Source organism: Citrobacter sp. Cy070 (assembly GCF_030332245.1).
Classification (GTDB): domain Bacteria; phylum Pseudomonadota; class Gammaproteobacteria; order Enterobacterales; family Enterobacteriaceae; genus Citrobacter; species Citrobacter youngae.
Map to the genome: position 1 here is coordinate 105595 of NZ_JAOWIG010000074.1, position 18951 is coordinate 124545.

Annotated in this window: 22 protein-coding genes and 1 pseudogene; 14 read left to right on the forward strand and 9 right to left on the reverse strand. The window is 53.8% G+C overall.

Features of this window, described 5'->3' with window-relative positions; all coding sequences use genetic code 11:
* The first annotated feature begins 32 nt into the window (after positions 1–32).
* The 5 genes from fecA (at position 33) to fecE (ending at position 6050) form a co-directional block, all read left to right on the forward strand.
* The gene (gene fecA / locus OGY19_RS14790) at positions 33–2357 is read left to right on the forward strand and encodes a TonB-dependent Fe(3+) dicitrate receptor FecA (protein ID WP_286596710.1); all 2325 of its coding nucleotides are present in this window, start codon (positions 33–35) and stop codon (positions 2355–2357) included.
* A 74-nt stretch (positions 2358–2431) separates the two neighbouring features.
* Positions 2432–3334: a Fe(3+) dicitrate ABC transporter substrate-binding protein FecB gene (locus tag OGY19_RS14795; protein WP_286596712.1), complete on the forward strand. Its 903-nt coding sequence runs from the start codon at positions 2432–2434 to the stop codon at positions 3332–3334.
* Entirely contained in the window at positions 3331–4329 is a 999-nt protein-coding gene (fecC, locus tag OGY19_RS14800; RefSeq protein WP_116361231.1) for an iron-dicitrate ABC transporter permease FecC, read from the forward strand. The genes OGY19_RS14795 and fecC overlap by 4 nt, the downstream gene beginning before the upstream one ends.
* Positions 4326–5282, forward strand: coding sequence for a Fe(3+) dicitrate ABC transporter permease subunit FecD (gene fecD, locus OGY19_RS14805; RefSeq protein WP_142879242.1), 957 nt, complete (start codon positions 4326–4328; stop codon positions 5280–5282). The genes fecC and fecD overlap by 4 nt, the downstream gene beginning before the upstream one ends.
* Positions 5283–6050: a Fe(3+) dicitrate ABC transporter ATP-binding protein FecE gene (gene fecE, locus OGY19_RS14810; protein ID WP_286596713.1), complete on the forward strand. Its 768-nt coding sequence runs from the start codon at positions 5283–5285 to the stop codon at positions 6048–6050.
* Between the two features lie 163 nt (positions 6051–6213).
* Here the strand turns inward: fecE and OGY19_RS14815 are convergent, their stop codons facing one another.
* The 3 genes from OGY19_RS14815 to OGY19_RS14825 all read right to left on the reverse strand — a co-directional run bounded on the left by OGY19_RS14815 (position 6214) and on the right by OGY19_RS14825 (position 7884).
* The gene (locus OGY19_RS14815) at positions 6214–6732 is read right to left on the reverse strand and encodes a GNAT family N-acetyltransferase (protein ID WP_286596715.1); all 519 of its coding nucleotides are present in this window, start codon (positions 6730–6732) and stop codon (positions 6214–6216) included.
* Between the two features lie 26 nt (positions 6733–6758).
* On the reverse strand, positions 6759–7220 hold the full coding sequence (locus tag OGY19_RS14820; protein ID WP_116361278.1) for a GNAT family N-acetyltransferase: 462 nt from the start codon (positions 7218–7220) through the stop codon (positions 6759–6761).
* A 61-nt stretch (positions 7221–7281) separates the two neighbouring features.
* Complete coding sequence (locus OGY19_RS14825) at positions 7282–7884, reverse strand: helix-turn-helix domain-containing protein (RefSeq protein WP_048998203.1); 603 nt, start codon at positions 7882–7884, stop codon at positions 7282–7284.
* Positions 7885–7927: 43 nt separating this feature from the next.
* On the opposite strand from OGY19_RS14825, the gene OGY19_RS14830 reads away from it, so the two are divergent.
* Positions 7928–8623 (forward strand): B3/B4 domain-containing protein, encoded by a 696-nt coding sequence (locus OGY19_RS14830; protein WP_048998202.1) that lies wholly within the window; start codon positions 7928–7930, stop codon positions 8621–8623.
* Positions 8624–8644: 21 nt separating this feature from the next.
* Complete coding sequence (locus tag OGY19_RS14835) at positions 8645–9538, forward strand: dihydrodipicolinate synthase family protein (RefSeq protein ID WP_286596716.1); 894 nt, start codon at positions 8645–8647, stop codon at positions 9536–9538.
* Between the two features lie 564 nt (positions 9539–10102).
* Here the strand turns inward: OGY19_RS14835 and OGY19_RS14840 are convergent.
* The 4 genes from OGY19_RS14840 to OGY19_RS14855 all read right to left on the reverse strand — a co-directional run bounded on the left by OGY19_RS14840 (position 10103) and on the right by OGY19_RS14855 (position 12348).
* Positions 10103–10420, reverse strand: coding sequence for a hypothetical protein (locus OGY19_RS14840; protein ID WP_286596718.1), 318 nt, complete (start codon positions 10418–10420; stop codon positions 10103–10105).
* 134 nt (positions 10421–10554) lie between these two features.
* Positions 10555–10899, reverse strand: a complete 345-nt coding sequence (locus tag OGY19_RS14845; protein ID WP_124021738.1) for a carboxymuconolactone decarboxylase family protein — start codon at positions 10897–10899, stop codon at positions 10555–10557.
* 36 nt (positions 10900–10935) lie between these two features.
* Positions 10936–11217: a hypothetical protein gene (locus OGY19_RS14850; protein ID WP_048211789.1), complete on the reverse strand. Its 282-nt coding sequence runs from the start codon at positions 11215–11217 to the stop codon at positions 10936–10938.
* Between the two features lie 216 nt (positions 11218–11433).
* Entirely contained in the window at positions 11434–12348 is a 915-nt protein-coding gene (locus OGY19_RS14855; RefSeq protein ID WP_286596720.1) for a LysR substrate-binding domain-containing protein, read from the reverse strand.
* Positions 12349–12524: 176 nt separating this feature from the next.
* On the opposite strand from OGY19_RS14855, the gene OGY19_RS14860 reads away from it, so the two are divergent.
* The 5 genes and pseudogenes from OGY19_RS14860 to OGY19_RS14880 form a co-directional block, all read left to right on the forward strand.
* Positions 12525–13301: an SDR family NAD(P)-dependent oxidoreductase gene (locus OGY19_RS14860; RefSeq protein WP_061067834.1), complete on the forward strand. Its 777-nt coding sequence runs from the start codon at positions 12525–12527 to the stop codon at positions 13299–13301.
* 48 nt (positions 13302–13349) lie between these two features.
* Positions 13350–13514: an OsmC family protein gene (locus tag OGY19_RS14865; protein ID WP_226813999.1), complete on the forward strand. Its 165-nt coding sequence runs from the start codon at positions 13350–13352 to the stop codon at positions 13512–13514.
* Between the two features lie 26 nt (positions 13515–13540).
* Complete coding sequence (locus OGY19_RS14870) at positions 13541–14569, forward strand: zinc-binding dehydrogenase (protein ID WP_286596723.1); 1029 nt, start codon at positions 13541–13543, stop codon at positions 14567–14569.
* Positions 14570–14573: 4 nt separating this feature from the next.
* Positions 14574–15779, forward strand: a complete 1206-nt coding sequence (locus tag OGY19_RS14875) for an MFS transporter (RefSeq protein ID WP_115602093.1) — start codon at positions 14574–14576, stop codon at positions 15777–15779.
* A gap of 87 nt (positions 15780–15866) precedes the next feature.
* Positions 15867–16311: pseudogene (locus tag OGY19_RS14880) on the forward strand (PLP-dependent transferase); the annotation flags it as partial.
* Here OGY19_RS14880 and OGY19_RS14885 read toward each other — a convergent pair.
* Positions 16265–17236: a LysR family transcriptional regulator gene (locus OGY19_RS14885; protein ID WP_115602094.1), complete on the reverse strand. Its 972-nt coding sequence runs from the start codon at positions 17234–17236 to the stop codon at positions 16265–16267. The pseudogene OGY19_RS14880 and the gene OGY19_RS14885 overlap by 47 nt on opposite strands.
* Positions 17237–17373: 137 nt before the next feature.
* On the opposite strand from OGY19_RS14885, the gene OGY19_RS14890 reads away from it, so the two are divergent.
* The gene (locus OGY19_RS14890) at positions 17374–17865 is read left to right on the forward strand and encodes a GNAT family N-acetyltransferase (RefSeq protein ID WP_115602095.1); all 492 of its coding nucleotides are present in this window, start codon (positions 17374–17376) and stop codon (positions 17863–17865) included.
* Between the two features lie 5 nt (positions 17866–17870).
* On the opposite strand, the gene OGY19_RS14895 is transcribed toward OGY19_RS14890, so the two are convergent.
* On the reverse strand, positions 17871–18368 hold the full coding sequence (locus OGY19_RS14895; RefSeq protein ID WP_048211796.1) for a GNAT family N-acetyltransferase: 498 nt from the start codon (positions 18366–18368) through the stop codon (positions 17871–17873).
* Between the two features lie 200 nt (positions 18369–18568).
* Here OGY19_RS14895 and OGY19_RS14900 point away from each other — a divergent pair, with 200 nt between their 5' ends.
* Positions 18569–18913, forward strand: a complete 345-nt coding sequence (locus tag OGY19_RS14900) for a DUF1294 domain-containing protein (protein WP_048211797.1) — start codon at positions 18569–18571, stop codon at positions 18911–18913.
* Positions 18914–18951 lie beyond the last annotated feature (38 nt).

The window sequence follows — 18951 nt, forward strand, 5'->3', positions numbered from 1 at the left end:
CTGAACACAACAAAAATGATGATGGAGAAGGTATGACGCCTTTACGCGTTTTTAGCAAAACAACACCTTTGGTTAACGCCATTCGCCTGAGCCTGCTGCCGCTGGCTGGGCTCTCGTTATCCGCTTTCGCAGCGCAGGTTGATATTGCACCAGGCTCACTCGATAAAGCGCTAAACCAATATGCCGCACACAGCGGAATTACCCTGTCTGTTGATGCCAGCCTGACGCGCGGCAAGCACAGCAACGGTTTGCACGGCGATTACGATGTTGAGAGTGGTTTGCAGCAGTTGCTCCTGGGCAGTGGCCTGCAGGTGAAGCCGTTAGGGAATAACAGCTGGACGCTCGAACACGTTCCAGCACCACAGGAAGATGCGCTCACGGTTGTGGGCGACTGGCTGGGCGATGCGCGCGAAAACGACGTATTCGAACATGCCGGCGCGCGTGACGTTATCCGCCGTGAGGATTTCGCCAAAACCGGCGCGACGACCATGCGCGAGGTGCTGAATCGTATTCCTGGCGTTACCGCCCCGGAAAACAACGGTACCGGTAGCCACGATCTGGCGATGAACTTTGGTATTCGCGGCCTGAACCCGCGCCTTGCCAGCCGTTCAACGGTGCTGATGGACGGTATTCCGGTGCCGTTTGCCCCTTACGGCCAGCCGCAGCTTTCCCTGGCACCCGTTTCGCTCGGAAATATGGACGCCATCGATGTGGTGCGCGGCGGCGGCGCCGTACGTTACGGACCGCAGAGCGTGGGCGGCGTGGTGAACTTTGTTACCCGCGCCATTCCGCAAGACTTCGGGATCGAAGCCGGCATGGAAGGCCAGCTCAGCCCAACGTCCTCGCAAAATAATCCAAAAGAGACGCACAACCTGATGGTGGGCGGCACAGCGGATAACGGTTTTGGCACCGCCCTGCTTTACTCCGGCACGCGCGGCAGCGACTGGCGCGAGCACAGCGCGACGCGCATCGATGACCTGATGCTGAAAAGCAAATATGCGCCGAACGACGTGCATACCTTCAATAGTCTTCTGCAATACTACGACGGTGAAGCCGATATGCCCGGTGGCCTGTCGCGCGCGGATTACAACGCCGACCGCTGGCAATCTACGCGTCCGAACGATCGCTTCTGGGGGCGTCGCAAGCTGGCAAGCCTTGGCTATCAGTTCCAGCCGGACAGCCAGCATAAATTCAATATTCAGGGCTTCTACACCGAAACCCTGCGCAGCGGCTACCTGGAACAGGGCAAACGCACCACGCTTTCACCGCGTAACTATTGGGTACGCGGCATTGAGCCACGCTACAGCCAAAGCTTTATGGTGGGCCCTTCCGCGCACGAAGTGGGGGTGGGATACCGCTATGTGAGCGAGTCGACGCATGAAATGCGCTACTACACCGCCACCAGCAGCGGGCAACTGCCGACCAGCGCCAGCCCTTACGATCGCGACACCCGTTCCGGTACCGAAGCGCACGCCTGGTATCTGGATGACAAAATCGATATTGGCAACTGGACTATCACTCCGGGTATGCGCTTTGAACATATCGAGTCATACCAGAACAACGCCATCAAAGGCACACATGAGGAAGTGAGCTATAACGCCCCGCTTCCGGCGCTAAACGTGCTTTATCACCTGACTGACAGCTGGAATCTTTATTCAAACACCGAAGGCTCGTTCGGCACCGTACAGTACAGCCAAATTGGCAAGGCTGTGCAAAGCGGCAATGTGGAACCGGAAAAAGCGCGAACCTGGGAGCTCGGCACCCGATACGACGATGGCGCGCTGACCGCGGAAATGGGGTTGTTCCTGATTAACTTTAATAATCAGTACGACTCCAACCAGACCAACGACACCGTTACAGCACGCGGTAAAACGCGCCATACCGGGCTGGAAACCCAGGCCCGCTATGACCTCGGCACGCTGACGCCAACGCTCGACAACGTTTCAGTCTACGCAAGCTATGCGTACGTGGACGCCGAGATTCGTGAGAAAGGCGACACCTACGGCAACCAGGTGCCGTTCTCGCCGAAACACAAAGGCACATTGGGCGTGGACTATAAGCCGGGCAACTGGACCTTCAACCTGAACAGCGATTTCCAGTCCAGCCAGTTTGCGGATAACGCCAACACCGTCAAAGAGAGCGCCGACGGCAGCACTGGCCGTATCCCAGGTTTCATGCTCTGGGGCGCACGCGTAGCCTATGACTTCGGTCCGCAGATGGCAGACCTGAACCTGGCGTTCGGTGTGAAAAATATCTTCGACCAAGAATATTTCACCCGCTCCTACGACGACAACAATAAAGGCATCTACGCAGGCCAGCCGCGCACGCTGTATATGCAGGGGTCGTTGAAGTTCTAAATCCCGTTTACCCGGCCTGCACGCTGTTTTTGTCGGCCGGGTAAACGACGCGCCACTCGACACAGGCCACTCACATGTTTACATCATTACGCACCCTATTCGCCGCTCTGCTGCTGCTCACCGGCCATGCTTTTGCCGCCACGGTTCATGACGAACATGGCACCTTTACGCTTGATAAAACACCACAGCGGATCGTGGTGCTGGAACTGTCGTTCGCGGACGCACTGGCAGCCGTCGATGTTAGTCCGGTCGGCATTGCCGACGATAACGATGCCACACGCATTCTTCCAGAAGTTCGCGCCCATCTTAAACCCTGGCAGTCTGTCGGTACGCGCGCGCAGCCGAGCTTAGAAGCCATCAGCGCGCTGAAACCGGATCTGATCATTGCCGACAGCAGCCGTCATGCGGGTATCTACAGCGCCTTGCAGCAAATCGCACCGGTGCTGCTGCTTAAGTCCCGCAATGAAACCTACACTGAAAATCTGCAATCTGCGGCCATCATCGGCGAAGTAGTGGGTAAAAAGGCGCAGATGCAGTCACGTCTGGCGCAACACCAACAACAGATGTCAGCGTGGGCAAGCCAGTTGCCAAAAGGCACGCTGGTGTTGTTTGGTACGTCCCGGGAGCAGCAGTTCAACCTGCACACGCAGGAGACCTGGACCGGGGGCGTCCTGACCGCTCTGGGGCTGACGGTGCCGGCGTCAATATCCGGTGCGTCTATGCCGTCTATCGGCCTGGAGCAGTTGCTGGCGATCAATCCTTCATGGCTGCTGGTCGCCCACTACCGCGAAGAGAGCATCGTCAAACGCTGGCTGCAGGACCCGCTGTGGCAGATGTTAACTGCGGTGCAAAAACAGCAGACGGCGTCGGTCGACAGTAACGCCTGGGCGCGGATGCGCGGCATTTTCGCGGCCGAACGCATTGCCAGTGACACGGTAAAAATCTTCCATCACCAGCCTTTATCCGATGTGAAATGACGGTTCTCAGACATCCAGCGCTGCAGTGGGGTCTTCCCCTTGCCGCGCTTATCACTCTCTTCTGGCTGAGTCTGTTTTGCTACTCGGCCATTCCTGTTTCTGGCGTTGACGCCATTCACGCTCTGCTGCCGGGCCATACGCCGACGCTTGCACAAGCGCTGGTGCAAAACCTTCGTTTGCCGCGAAGCCTGGTCGCCATTCTGATCGGCGCGAGTCTGGCTCTCGCGGGAACGCTGCTGCAGACCCTGACGCATAATTCAATGGCATCCCCTTCGCTGCTTGGTATTAACAGCGGCGCGGCGCTGGCGATGGCGCTGACCAGCGCTCTCAGCCCCGTGCCCGTTGCAGGTTACTCCATCGCCTTTATCGCCGCCTGCGGTGGCGGCGTAAGCTGGCTGCTGGTGATGACCGCTGGCGGCGGATTTCGCCACAGCCAGGACCGAAACAAATTGATCCTCGCGGGCATCGCGTTCTCGGCGTTTTGCATGGCCCTGACCCGCATCACCCTGCTGCTGACGGAAGATCACGCTTACGGCATTTTATACTGGCTCGCGGGAGGCGTATCCCACGCACGCTGGCAGGAGTTCTGGCAGCTTTTCCCGATGGTGGCGGTTGCCCTGCCGGTAGTGTTGCTGCTGGCTAATCAACTGAACCTGCTTAACGTCAGTGACAGCACTGCCCGCACGCTGGGGGTGAATCTGCCAAAGCTACGTTTGATCATCAATATTCTGGTGCTGCTTCTGGTCGGTGCCTGCGTCAGCGTGGCTGGCCCGGTTGCGTTTATCGGCCTGCTGATGCCGCATCTGGCTCGCTTCTGGGTGGGATTCGATCAGCGCAAGGTTTTACCGATGAGCATGCTGATGGGCGCTACGCTGCTGCTGCTGGCAGATCTTCTGGCCCGAGCGATGGCTTTTCCTGGCGAATTGCCTGCCGGGGCAGTAGTGGCGCTGATTGGTGCGCCCTGCTTTGTCTGGCTGGTCAGGAGGCGTGGATGAAAATTGCGTTAGTCATTTTCATCGCCCTCGCATTGACGGGATTTTCGGTTCTGTCTCTGCAAATGGGGGTGATCGCCGTTCCCTGGCACGCCCTGCTGACCGACTGGCAAACCGGGCGCGAGTATCATTACGTGTTAACGGCGTACCGCCTGCCGCGATTGCTGCTGGCGCTGCTGGTCGGCGCAGCCCTCGCGGTGGCAGGCGTTCTGGTACAAGGGATCGTGCGTAACCCTCTGGCATCGCCGGATATTCTCGGCGTAAATCATGCCGCAAGCCTGGCCTCTGTGGGCGCGCTGTTGCTCTTGCCGTCACTACCGGTAATTGCCCTGCCGCTGCTGGCCTTTGCCGGTGGCATGGCAGGCTTGATTCTGCTGAAAATGCTGGCGAACACCAGCCAGCCGATGAAGCTCGCGCTCACGGGTGTCGCGCTTTCTGCCTGCTGGGCCAGCCTGACGGATTACCTGATGCTTTCGCGCCCACAGGATGTCAACAGCGCCCTGCTGTGGCTGACCGGCAGCTTATGGGGACGTGACTGGAGTTTTGTGAAGGTTGCCGCCCCGCTGCTGATGTTGTTTCTGCCGCTGAGCCTGGTTTTTTGCCGAGATCTCGACCTCCTGGCATTGGGCGATGCGCGTGCCACCACGCTCGGGGTGTCGGTGCCGCGTACACGGTTTCAGGCTTTACTACTGGCGGTTGCCATGACGTCAACCGGCGTGGCCGTCTGCGGCCCGATTAGCTTTATTGGACTCGTGGTACCGCATATGGTGCGCACCATTACCGGTGGGCGTCACCGCTGGCTGCTGCCCGTTTCGGCCATGACGGGTGCATTGCTGCTGGTGGCGGCCGACCTGCTGGCGCGAATTATTCATCCCCCGCTGGAGCTTCCGGCTGGCGTGCTGACCGCCATTATCGGTGCGCCGTGGTTTGTCTGGCTGCTTGTGAGAATGCGATAAATGACATTACGAACTGAAAATCTGACGGTCTGTTACGGGACAAACAAGGTGCTTGACGGCGTATCACTCGCACTGCCTACGGGCAAGATTACTGCGCTACTTGGCCCTAACGGTTGTGGGAAATCGACGCTGTTAAACTGTTTTTCACGGCTGTTAATGGCGCAGTCCGGCACCGTATTTCTTGACGACAATCCCATCAATACGTTCTCATCGCGCCAGCTTGCCCGCAGGCTGGCGCTGCTGCCGCAACACCATTTAACGCCAGAGGGGATCACCGTCCAGGAGCTGGTTTCCTACGGCCGCAACCCGTGGTTACCACTTTGGGGGCGTCTTTGTGCGCAAGACAATGCGCGGGTCAATCTCGCCATGAGCCAGACCCAAATCCATCATCTTGCCGACAGACGGTTAACCGATCTTTCTGGCGGCCAGCGCCAGCGCGCATTTCTGGCGATGGTCCTGGCGCAGGATACGCCCGTGGTCCTGCTCGATGAGCCAACGACCTATCTCGATATCAATCATCAGGTGGAACTGATGCGGTTGATGGGCGCACTCCGAGCCCAGGGGAAAACGGTAGTCGCAGTGCTGCACGACCTTAATCAGGCCAGCCGATACTGCGATCATCTGGTGGTCATGGCCAACGGACATGTGATGGCACAAGGCACACCGAAAGCAGTGATGAATCCAGGATTGCTGAGAAGTGTATTCAGCGTGGAAACGGAGATCCATCCCGAGCCGATATCTGGCAGACCAATGTGTGTGGTGAGGTAGATTGTACAGGTCGTATGCAGTAAACCTCGGCTAAACGAAACGGGAACTGTGCCGCAGTGTCCTTCTGCCTGGCTCTGAATGCTTGCGATGAGCAATGCTCATCGTCCATCAACTTGTTTTAGAATGTCCGCATTGTGCCAAAAGCGGACGTCAAAATGTGTGTTCAGCTAGCGTAAGTTGAGCGTTTCATAATGATATCTCTCTGCGGGTCTGACCCAACCTGAAAGATATGCTCACCCACCTCGGTAAACCCAAACTTACGGTAAAAAGAGATGGCCCTTGGGTTATGTTCCCAGACACCTAACCAGACAGGATCCGATCCCTTTGCCTCAAATTCAGCAAAGCACTTTTGCATCAGTGCCTGTGCAAATCCTTTACCATGGTAGGGCTCATCGACATACAGGCACAGAATTTCTCCGGCATGGATGCTATTGACACAGGGAGGAAACTCTTCCCACCTTAGTTGAGCGTACCCAATCAGTTTGCTCTCGTATTCGCAGACTAATGTAATCCAGTCTTGTCTGAGGATTTCTTTCAACTGGATATTAGTTGAATAGCTTGCATGGCAGTGAAGATCCATATCCTCCTGAGTATTACCATCCTGGAAAGTCTTTCTGAAGGTTCGCTCGGCTAAAATAGCCAGCTCTTCTGCATCAGAGGAACTGGCCCTACGGATTAACATTTATCATTACTCTCTGAAAAGTATTCTTATTTTTGTCCGGCATTACGATAAATGTCTGGCCGATTGATCTGCCAGACAAAATCTTTCCGGTTCAATGGGTTATAACCCAGTTTTTGGTATAGCCAGGGCGCGCTGTCAGTGACCAACATTATCCGTCGCAGGCGTGACATCAACGGATGGGCGTGACAGCATTCGATCAGCCAGCGGCCGAGACCACTTTTCTGATAATCGTTTAATACGTAGACGTCACACAAATAACCAAAAGTGGCATAGTCTGTGACAAGGCGGGCGAAGCCGATTTGTCTTGTTCCATCCAGAAGCGCAAAACAAAGGCTGTTCTGGATTGATATTCTGACCGTTTCGGCATCAATGCCAGGAGCCCAGGACGATTGCGAGAGGTAATCGTGAATGGCTTCCAGTTGAAAAAAAGCGGGATCGGTTGTGACAGTAAACTGGCTTTTGGCAAAACTCAGATGTTGATTATCCACTGAACCACTCCATGCAAACTTACCTGTGATAAAACAAGCCCTATTGCTTGCCGGGCGACAATCAGGATGTTTTCTCATGTACTGTCATGATGAACACCAATGGTCCCTCCTCCTGGTTTTCATAGAAATGAGGAACGTCCGTTCTGGCTGTTGCTGAACAGCCGGTTTTTACCTGATACAGGTGGTCCTTCACACCCAGCGTGAGCGTGCCTGTCTGAACATAAAACAGCTCAAGCGTCCCTTCCGTGTGGCCGGGCGAAGCAAACTTTTCCCCCGGTTGCATTTCCCACATCCAGAGCTCGGTCATATCAGGGCCGCCCGAACCAGCGAGCAACCTTGCTCTCCCTCCTTTTTCACCAGCCCACAATTCTGGGATCTCATCTTCAGCAATGAGATGCACGGTCGGTTTGGAACTGACATCCACAAAATCGGCTACCGAAACCCCCATCGCGGCAGCCAGGCGGCATAACAGGGCTATACTGGGATTTGCCCGGCATCCCTCAATCTCAACCAGCGCGCCCTTGCTGACGCCCGCCCGGCGGGAGAGTTCATCGAGCGATATTTTCTTTTGCTTACGATACAGCTTAATCCGCTGAGATACGGCTTCATTTACGGTGCTGACGATAGAATCTGCATCGGTCATTAAATTGACTTTCTTGGTCATCGGTCATTATCATGGGATAAATTGGTCATTACAGGATTATCACGTGTTAACAGTCTCTCCGTCAATTGCCCCTGAAATTTATCGCATTGCGCCTGGTTTTCGGGCACTCAGTGTCTACGTAAAAGCTGCACCAGTGCTTAACTCCGATATCGGAGAAACAGCGCTGCGAGAAGCCTGTGAAGCGGTTCTGGCCGGTGAGCCTGAGTGGGCGGAAGCGCATCTGACCGCATGGGCAGAGGTTTTTCAAAAGTTTGGTGCTAAACCTAAACGTACCCCTTGCTCAGCGGATGCGTTACGCAAGCGCGTATTACGTGACGGAACGATGCCAGCACTTGATCCCATCGTTGATCTTTATAATGCCGTTAGTCTCCGCTACGCCGTTCCGGTGGGTGGAGAGAATATCGCTGCCTATCAGGGTTCACCATGTCTGGCCGTGGCAAAAGGAACAGAGCCTTTTGATACAGTCAAAGAGGGGGAAAAGGCCGTTGAATATCCTTCACAAGGCGAGATCATCTGGTGTGATGATATCGGTGTGACCTGCCGTCGCTGGAACTGGCGACAGGGGCTCAGAACCCGCTTAGGTGTGGAAGCTCAGCAAATGTGGTTTATTCTGGAAAGCCTGCCGCAGATGCCGCTGGAGAGACTTCACGAAGCCGGGAAGATGCTGACCGACGGCCTGGAAAAAATGATGCCCGGTCTGTGGTTTGAGGTTGCTCTCATCGAAGAACAACAGCAGTAATATCATTCAGGAGAAACTTTTATGTTTACCGGTTTGTCGGCGTTTCCATTAACCCCAGTCACCGCCAGCGGCGTGGATGAAAAGGGTTTCAGCCATATTCTTTCCCGCCTGACAGAAGCTCGGGTTGATTCTATGGGCATCCTGGGGTCAACCGGAAGCTACGCCTATCTGACCCGGGAGCAGCGCAAGCGCGTAGCAACGCTGGCAAAACAGCATGCCGGGGATATCCCAATGATGGTATGTGTGGGAGCGGTCAGTACCGATGCTATCCTGCATCTGGCAGATGACGCGCAGGCAGCCGGCGCGAATGCTCTGTTACTCCCGGCGGTCAGCTACCAGCCACTCCGTGACGAAGAAGTATTCTCACTCTTTGAGACCGTTACACGGCACGTGTCTGTACCGGTGTGTATCTATGATAATCCGGGCACTACGCATTTTACCTTTACGGATGAACTCCACGGTCGACTCTCATCACTTGAGGGGATTCGCTCGGTCAAGATCCCTGGCGTACCGGATAGCCCCGCTGCAGCGACTGAGCGGGTGAATGAGTTACGTCAACATCTGCGCCCTGGCGTAACAATCGGTATCAGTGGCGACGCTTATGCGGGGCTGGGATTAAACGCTGGTTGTGAAGTCTGGTACTCCGTGTGTGGCGGTCTGTTCCCTGAGATGGCGAAACAAATCACTGAAGCCGCGGCGGTAAAGGATCATCAACGCGTTACTGCCCTGACAGCCCGCCTTGAACCTTTGTGGGCGCTGTTCCGTAAACATGGTGGAAGTCTTCGTGTTATTGCCACAGCTGCTGGAGTGCTTGGGCTAACCGACATGGATTGCCTGCCTCGTCCTTTGCAGCCGTTGTCAGCAGGCGATATCGCGGATATTGCCCATGTGATAAGTATGCTGGAGCTGAAGTAATCTCCCCGCAGGACCGGCAGTCTGTCGGTCCTTCTGAAATCTGGCTGGATATCAATCATCATCGCATGTTTGAAGCTATATCTTTAGGTCAGCTCATCGCTCTCAGCGGACCTTCAGCTAAGTCAGCTTGTCCGCATTGTGCCAGGAGCGGACGCTTCAGAAGCCAACTCTTTTTAAAAGCTGACGCATTATCGAACCGGATACTCTGTTTTCAACAACCCATCTCCTGCTCGGATGGTAGCCCCCCATTTTCGCGGGTTATTTCTGTTGTAGCCGGTGCTGAATGCCCGTTAATGCAGAGTCAATTACGCCTGTCAGATAGCCCGGGAACTGCGGAGACCATTCACTGGCAATACCTGTTATCTCACCGGACAATTCTCCCCTGGCGGAAAGTTGCTCAGGTATTACGTGGCCGACTTCCTGCTGGAGATCAAATTCCGTTGCAGTAAACGGATCGGCCGCCCAGTCTTTTATATACTCAGCTTCGGGCTCTACCGCATCCTGCCCAAATAAGCGTACGAGCGGCTCCCGACAAAGGCTTTTGAGAACAGCATCGCTGACAGTTCATCTCGATTTTGCAAGTACGCCAGTAAAACCAAAAATCGCCGTTTTACCCGAATCTGGCTCGGATACGTCGTGGATCTCTGCTCCGCCAACATGCGGCGCACAGAAAATCCGCGCGCCTGGGGCAAGCTTCTGAAGCAGCACTGTTTCTGAGGTGCCAGAGAATAAAGCGAAGACTTGTCTTTGCGGCTGACCATGCCAGTTAGCCGGCTTCTGCGTATATAACCTGAGCGGCTGGCGTGCATCGGCAGACATCTGGCGCAGCTTGACGAGAAGGGTTGCGCGTACCTGCTTGCGACCAATCCGGTCAAGCATCATGCGCTCAACCCAGGGCTAGGGTGAAAATATCCATTGATAATCATCCGGGGTAATGATTACGCGCTGCGAAAAATCAGAATTCAGTAACATCATAATCAGTGATTAGACGGCCCCACGCGGAGCCGTGTGCAGGCCTATTTGTTCGGCAGATTATCGTACACATCCAGTGCGCGTGCGGTATACGTCAGCGCGGCGCCGGTATTCAGGTTTATGGCAACCGCCAGCGCTTCGGCGATCTCTTCGCGCGTGGCACCGTACTTAACAGCAGCATCCACATGAACGGCCAGGCAACCGTCGCAGCGGGTGGTTACGGCCACGGCCAGCGCAATCAGTTCATGGGTTTTGGGATCGAGGTGCTTGTTTTCTGACGCACCTTTATCCATCTGTTGAAAGCCTTTCATAAACTCAGGCTGCAGTTTGGCAAATTTGTCGATGGTGGCGAGCAGGCCACTGCGATATTCATTCCAGTTTAAGAACATTCAAAACTCCGGTTGTTGTTTGTCTCAGAAAAGTTATTAAATGACGTCGAAAATACGCACGTCAGGCGCACTGTTTAAATACGGTTTTAATCCGGCAACGACATCCTGCGTAAACAGCAGGCTGTTAAGGTATGCCTGCGCCTGCGCAACGGTCGTAAAACCGTGCAGCACCTGGACGTCTTCGTCGCGGACAAGCAGCTCTTTAGAGGTGGCACCCTCAATGGTGGTCAGAAACGGAGTTTTGTATTTCTGGTATACCTCAGCGGCTGCCGCACGGTTTTCATTACTGATATTCAGGGTGATTTGCAGATAAGCCATCGTTCTCTCCTTCGTTCAGGGTTGAAGTAATACGCCCGTTTAAAAAACCGGTCTGTATTACCTTTCGTTGAGGGCGATTATCAGAAAGCCAGACAGCTTCAACAAATCAGATAATCTTGCGAAGCAGAAAAGAAATTCTATGTCGTGAATTGTCGTGGTATAAGCACTACGCACCCGACGTGATTGCCGGGGCAGCGTAATGCCTGAGGGGGCAGTTTATGAACGGTCTGAGACGACATCCTGAAGAAGCCAGTCATGGAAAACGTTGACTTCATCACGCATAACTTTTTGTTGCGGGGTGACCAGATAATAGGACCATTTGAGCGGCCAACGGCGATCGGGGTGCAGTTGAACCAACTGACCGGTTTCGATAAGCTGCTTCACCAAAGCGTAACGAACGATGGCCACGCCCCTGCCGCTCAGGGCCGACAGGATGACCGCTGAGGTGGAGTTAATATGCAGCCCGCTATCCAGCGCTTCGGGTGCACCGACCGCCATCAGGACAGCATCCCATGACGGAAAATCCGCCCCAGGATGCGGCGTGTCATCGTGAATGAGTTTTTGCGTGGCGAGCCATTCACGGCAGGCCATTTTCCCGGGCGGCACCAGGCGCGGACTGCAGACCAGCACCGCTTCTTCATCCATCAGCCAGGTTTTATGCACGCCTGGCCAGTCGCCCTGTCCGCAGCGAATACCGATGTCCGCCTCGCCGTGCGACACATCCATCAGTTTTTCCGTGACGTTAAGCCGCAGATTGATATTTTCGTGCGTTTCCGAAAACCGGTTCAGGCGATCCATCAGCCAGTTCATCATCAGCACCTGCGATGCTGTCACCACCACCACCGAACGCGAGCGGCGACCGCGAAGCTTGTTTAACCCGGTTTCGAGTTTGTCCAGTCCCTGCGTGATGTCCTGTAGCGCCTCCTGCGCTTCGTCAACCAGCGTCAGCCGCTCTTTTCCGGAACGGGTGCGGTGAAGAAGCGGATGTCCGACCCAGTCTTCCAGCGAGCGTACCAGTTGGCCTACTGCAGCGGGCGTAACGCCAAGCTCCTGTGCCGCGCCGGTAAAGCTGCCGTACCTGGCGGTGGCTTCAAAAGCGTGCAGCCATTTAAGTCGGTTTAGCGATCGCATTGTGGTCATCCTGATTCATTATTTTCCTCAGTATACGCCAGCGAGAAAGATTTTCTTTCCTGAGTCGCAATTTCTTCTCAGTCGTCAATCAGGCGTCCGGGTGGCATTCTGATTTCACACGATGAGGAGTACGGCTTTTCATCAATAACAACCATATGAATTCAAAGAGGTTAGCGATGAACGCATCTTTTGCCGGTAAAAAACTGTTAGTGGTCGGTGGTACAAGCGGTATGGGCTTCGAAACGGCGAAGCTGGTTCTGAAAAACGGCGGCAGCGTCGTGCTTGTTGGCAATCGTCAGGACAAAGCCGGGCAGGCCCGCCAGGCACTGGCTGCGGATGGTCAGGTTTCTATCATCGTTGCCGACCTGATGAAAGAAGAAGGGATGCAGCATGTGGTAGACACCATTAATGCCGAACACAAAGATATCAGCCTGCTGGTCAATGCGGCTGGCGTGTTTTTCCCAAAACCCTTCACCGAACATGAAGCGTCAGACTATGACATGTATATGAGCATTAACCGCGCAACGTTCTTTATTACCCGTGACGTGGTGCGCAATATGGTTGATGCCGGGATTAAAGGCTCCATCGTGAATATCGGCTCCATGTGGGCGCAGCAGGCGATTGGTGCCACGCCGTCTTCAGCCTATTCGATGGCCAAAGCCGGTCTGCACGCGCTAACTAAAAACCTGGCCATTGAGCTGGGTGAAAAAGGGATCCGCGTGAATGCGGTTTCTCCGGCCGTTGTTCACACTCCTATTTACGAAGGCTTCATTCCGAAAGACGACGTAAAAGATGTGATGAACAGCTTTGACAGCTTCCATCCGATCGGACGCGTGGGTACGCCAGTCGACATCGCTGAAACTGTGGCTTTCCTGCTTTCTGAAAAAACTGGCTGGGTCACCGGCGCTATCTGGGATATTGATGGCGGTGTGATGGCTGGCCGTAACGCCTGAAGACCGCGCCGGACGCTCTGCCAGCCGTATTCCGGAGGTTCCGCTCCGTTGGCACTTCAAAACCATGTTATCGATTCCGATGAACCGGTTTCGCTGGGTGGCGAGGGACTGGCTCCTGATCCGCGGGAATTAATGCTCGCTGCGTTTAATGCCTGTATGACGGCCGTCTTTGTTCAGGAAGCCAGGGCTAAAGATCTCGCCCTTGCCATCTGATAATCCCTATTATATCGGTGCCATTTATGAATAAAAAATACCGCGCGATGCAGATCGTTGCCCCCGGTGTGCTGGAAATGACAAAGCGGCCGATACGCGCTCCCGGTCCGGATGAGGTGCTTATCAAAATTGAAGCATGCGGAGTATGCGGTGCCGATCTCCGGGACGCGGAAAGAGCGCCGCAGGAGGGCCAACCCGGCCGTATACCGGGACATGAAATCGTCGGGTTTATTGCCCGCAAGGGGAACAGGGTACCCGATATCTGGCAATGCGGTCAGCGCGTAGGCGTCGGCCGACTGGGTGGGTATTGTCAGCACTGCAAACCTTGCCGCAGAGGGCTTTTTCATCTCTGTGAAAATCAACTGACGCCGGGCCTCAGCTGCGATGGCGGCTACGCAGAGTACGTTGTCATGCGACATACCGCGCTGATAGCAATTCCCTCCGCGCTCTCTTCCGTGCATGCAGCCCCGATCCTTTGCGCCGGTACCGCTACCTTCAACGCACTGCGTAATTCAGGCGCAAGAGCGGGCGACAGAGTGGCTGTTCTCGGAGTGGGTGGGCTTGGCCACATGGCTGTTCAGTACGCCCGTAAAATGTGTTTTGAGGTGACTGTGATTGCACGGGATAGCGAAAAAGAACGCGCGGCCTTTAAGCTGGGTGCGCATCACTACATCAATACACTTGAGGAAAATGCATCAGAACGCCTGAAAAATGACGGCGGTGTGGATTTTATCGTGGCAACTGCACCGGCTTCAGAAACGGTTTCAGCCCTCTTGTCCGCCCTCTCCCCCCAGGGTAAAACAATCTTGCTGGGTACAGGACAAAAGCCGCTGCAGGTCTCGCCGGGTATGATGATCGGCGCTGAACGCACCTTGACAGGCTCCTTCGTCGGCACACCGGCGCAAACCGAGCGCGCACTGCAGTTCAGCCACCTCTTTCAGACGTTGCCCATCACAGAGATGTTGCCATTTGAACGGGCAAATGAGGCGCTCAACAGACTTAAGCAAGGTCTGGCGCGATACAGGATAGTGCTCACCATGAATCAGGATAATTAATCACATGTCCGCAGAACATTTCCTGCCCGTTGCAGACCAGAGAAATAATATCATTCGCCTGTCGGCCGCGCAGGCCCTCGCGGGTGCCAACTCTGTCGTCTTTTATGCCACTGGCGCAATTGTGGGTAACGCCCTCGCTCCCAGCAGCTCGCTGGCTACACTTCCCATCACCATGTTTGTTCTGGGGATGGCAGGCTGTATCCTGCCGTTAGGCTCATTAGCGCGTAAAAATGGCCGTAAAAGCGCATTTATGGTCGGAACCGGGGCGGGTGTCTTGACTGGACTGACCGCCGCCCTGGCCGTCGTGATTGGCTCATTTATATTGTTCTGCATTGCCGCCTTCATGGGCGGAGCCTATGCAGCCGTTGCGCTCAGCTTTCGTTTTGCGGCAACCGACGGCGTCACGCCAGAACGTCGCGCCCGGGCCCTGTCGCTGGTGATGGGAGGCGGCGTGGTTGCCGGCGTGATTGGCCCGATGCTGGTTTCAGGCACGATGCACCTCTGGCCGCCTCATACCTTCGCCGTCACGTTCCTCGCGCAGGCGCTCGTGGCCGTTATTTCGGCATTCATACTTAAAGGCGTAAAAACCGCAGAACCTACCTGCGCGATAAAAACGGGTGGGCGGCCTTTACGCGAAATTGCCCGTCAGCCAGGGTTTGCCAGAACCGTATTCAGCGGTGCGGTAACCTATATGGTGATGAACTTCCTGATGACGGCTGCACCACTCTCGATGCACATGCACGGCATCTCTCAACAGGCGTCCAATCTCGGTATCCAGTGGCACGTTATTGCCATGTACGGTCCGGGTTTCTTCACTGGCAAATTAATTAACCGCTTTGGAGCCATGCGTATCGCTGCTGCGGGTTTGCTTATCACTGCATGCTCTGTCCTCGCCGGACTCGGTGGAACCGATATTTTTCACTACTGGTTGTCGCTGATTTTGCTGGGTCTCGGCTGGAATTTTGGCTTCACCGGCGCATCGGCGAAGATCATTGAATATCATCGTCCAGAAGAGAAAACCCAGGTCCAGTCCCTGAACGATTTTGTGGTATTTGGGGTTATGATTGTAGGGTCATTTTCTTCAGGTGCTCTACTCAGCCTCTACGGCTGGAACTCCGTCCTGTGGGGGGCCCTTGTTCCCGTCGGTCTTGCGTTTGTAGGTATTGTTAACGAGTTGCGGGCAAAAAAGCAGGATAAATTAACTTTCTGACCCAGTTTTGTCTGCTATCTGGAAGCGGGTTACGTTGATGTAAAAAGTATCTAAAGCCCAACATCAACGGGCATGATTTTGGGCATACTTGCCATGTTACCGGGTGCAGAAGACTGTTTCTTTGCCTTACATGGTTTAAGAACGTTGCATATTCGCTGAAAGAAGCGGAAGCACTGGCAATTGCTCACTGGCTTGCAGAACAACCTGAAGTCAAAACTGTACTCCACCCCGCAATGCCGGATTGTCCGGGACATGAAATATGGAAGCGAGACCCTACGGGATCGTCAGGGCTGTTCTCTGTGGTGCTTGATCCCGTACACGCATGCTAAATGACATGCAGCTGTTCGGAATGGGGTATTCCTGGGGCGGTTTTGAAAGCCTGATTATTCCTTTCGGCTGCCGGGAATATCGAACTGCGACAACCTGGCACAAGAAGGGAGAACCCCTTCGGCTCCAGATTGGCCTGGAAGATCCGGATGACCTGATCACCGATCTGGGTCAGGGGTTTGATCGGCTGCATTCATTGACGTAATCAGGTTTTGCGGCTCGCAAACCTGTAAAATTTGCTCTTTCATCCATAAATGTCCAGGGGAGTTACTGAGCTGTGGGCTGTAATAAGCCTTCAGAATATACTGGGGTGTTGGGAATGGAGGAGTAAACACCACAAGATTTTTCATATCAAAAACAGATGAGATGCCCCGCTTGGGCAGCGTGATGACCAGATCAGTATTTGAAACAATGAGCGGGGCAATCATCAGACTTGGTAATTCAACAACAATTCGGCGGCGTACCTGCTGACTTTCCAGATAACGGTCAATAGCCCCCCGGGATTCCAGCCATGGGCGTACCACCACGTGTCCGGCGTTAAGATATCGCTCATGGGTAAGGGAATCATAAATTTCAGGGTGACCACGTCGCACCGCAACCACGTAATCATCCGTAAAGCAGGTAATGGACTCAATACCGCGCCGGGGATTTTTCTGCTCTTCTTCAAAACCAAGAGCAAAATCAACTTTGCCCGAAAGCAGATCTTCATCGGCGTTAAAATCGCGTGAGTAGATAAGCTTAATGGTAATACCCGGCGCGAGGCTGTTAACTCTCGCGATCAGGCCTGGCAGGATCACAGCGGCCGTGTAGTCCGTGGCGGCAAAAATAAACGTCTCCCGGCTTTTTTCCGGCTCAAAGTGTTCAGGCTCATGTAGGCAAGTCGAGAGACTGTTCAGAGCCGCGGAAACGTTGGCGGCAATGCTCTCTGCTTTTGACGTTGGCACCATGCGTCCGCCAGTGCGCACAAATAAGGGATCATCCAGTGAGGCACGTAAGCGATTGAGCGCATGACTCAGCGCTGACGGACTTAGCGCCATTTCATTAGCGGCCTCCGTTACGCTCCCATGCCGATAAAGAGAATCGAAGATAAGCAATAAATTCAGATCGGTCTTGCGCAACGTCGACACCATGGTTCTTTTTTCCGGGTGAAATTTGAAAATAGTGATTAATGAATATTGTACATTTTATTTTTGCATAAAATGCAGCGAAAGCATGATTGAAAAAAGATAGTATATTTCCAACAAAATGATTCTGAAGAGGCAAAACTATGTCTACCCCTGTATTCCGTCAGGCCACTGCCGCCGATGTCGATCGTTGCTATGATATTGAAATCACATCCTACGAAGGGGATGAAGCCGCAACGCGCGAGAAAATAGCCACCCGTATTAACCGCTATCCGGAAGGTTTTCTGTGTATGGAGCTGAACGGCGACGTTATTGGTTTCATCAATGCAGGCTGCGCATGGGAAGTCGTGATGTCTGATGAAGAATTTAAAGAACTGGTTGGACACGATCCGGATGCACCTAATGCCGTGATTATGTCTGTCGTGGTTCACCCGGATTATCAGGGCAAAGGATACTCGTCGTTGCTAATGCGTGAATTCGTGGCGCATATGAAAGCAATGAACAAAAAAACAATCCACCTGTTGTGTAAAGATCGCCACGTCGATCTGTATGCTCATTTTGGTTACCAGTATATGAAACCGTCAGAGTCAGATCACGGTGGTATGGCCTGGCATGAAATGATGATGACACTCTGATTTAACTATCCAGACACGACTCTTTTTCTTTTCATCTGTTTCGCCAAATATTTACGCATCAGTGCATTTTGTAGTGTCACGCCACGACACACAGGGAAACCTCGTTCCACGACATGAAAGCCGTGTCGTAGAAAGAACGCTTCCGCAGCCTTACTGACATTTGAAGTAAGTTCACCCATTCCACGTTGTCTGGCTTCTTCATGAATGCGGTCCATCAGTAGCGTCCCTACGCCCTGTCTCGGGTAGACTCCCGAGACATAGAAATGGTCAATGTACCCATTTGGCTGAACATCCGCATATCCAGCTATTTCACCATCCACTTCAACAACAAAGGGACGTAGTGCCCTCATGCGATTAGTCCAGTGATCCGGGTCGATATCTGACGGGGCCCAGGCATCTATTTGTTCATGAGTGTAATAGTGGGATGCGAGGGTATGTACAGAAGATAAGAAAACGCTGAGTAACGAAATCTCATCTCCATTCTTGAACCTTCTGATTTTCATAAAACCTCGTTATGAGCGTGGCTGGTAGAACAATATCATTACTTTTCATAATGTTCTATTTTATAGACTGGACATGCGACCCCGACATTTTCTGTATCAAAATCTGGATAACCCTGGCTTCCAGGAATCTACATATCCATTTATCGGTGTCGGTTCTGGGTTAAGATAATCGCCTCTCCGTTCCGGCTGTGGTTAATGAGATGAATCTCAATCGCTATTGTTATTTGCTACTGGTCTGCGCTGCGGTCAGTAGCCTTTTTGCCCCACATCCGTTGCTGATATGGGGCCTGCTCGCCAACATATTGACGCTGGCGATTTACGGCGTGGACAAAATGGCAGCGCGTAAGGCCTGGCGCAGAGTGCCGGAATCCACGTTGCTGGTATTTGGCGCTGTGGGCGGATGGGCTGGAGCCATTGTCGGCCAACAACTCTTTCACCATAAAACACAAAAGCAGCCCTTCAAAACTTACTTCATCATCAGTGTGATATTAAGTACCTCCGCTATGGTGGCCGTGTATCAGTTCTTTCCATTCTCACTTTCCTGAGCATCATTTAGGGATAGCGCCAGCCCCTGTGCAACGTT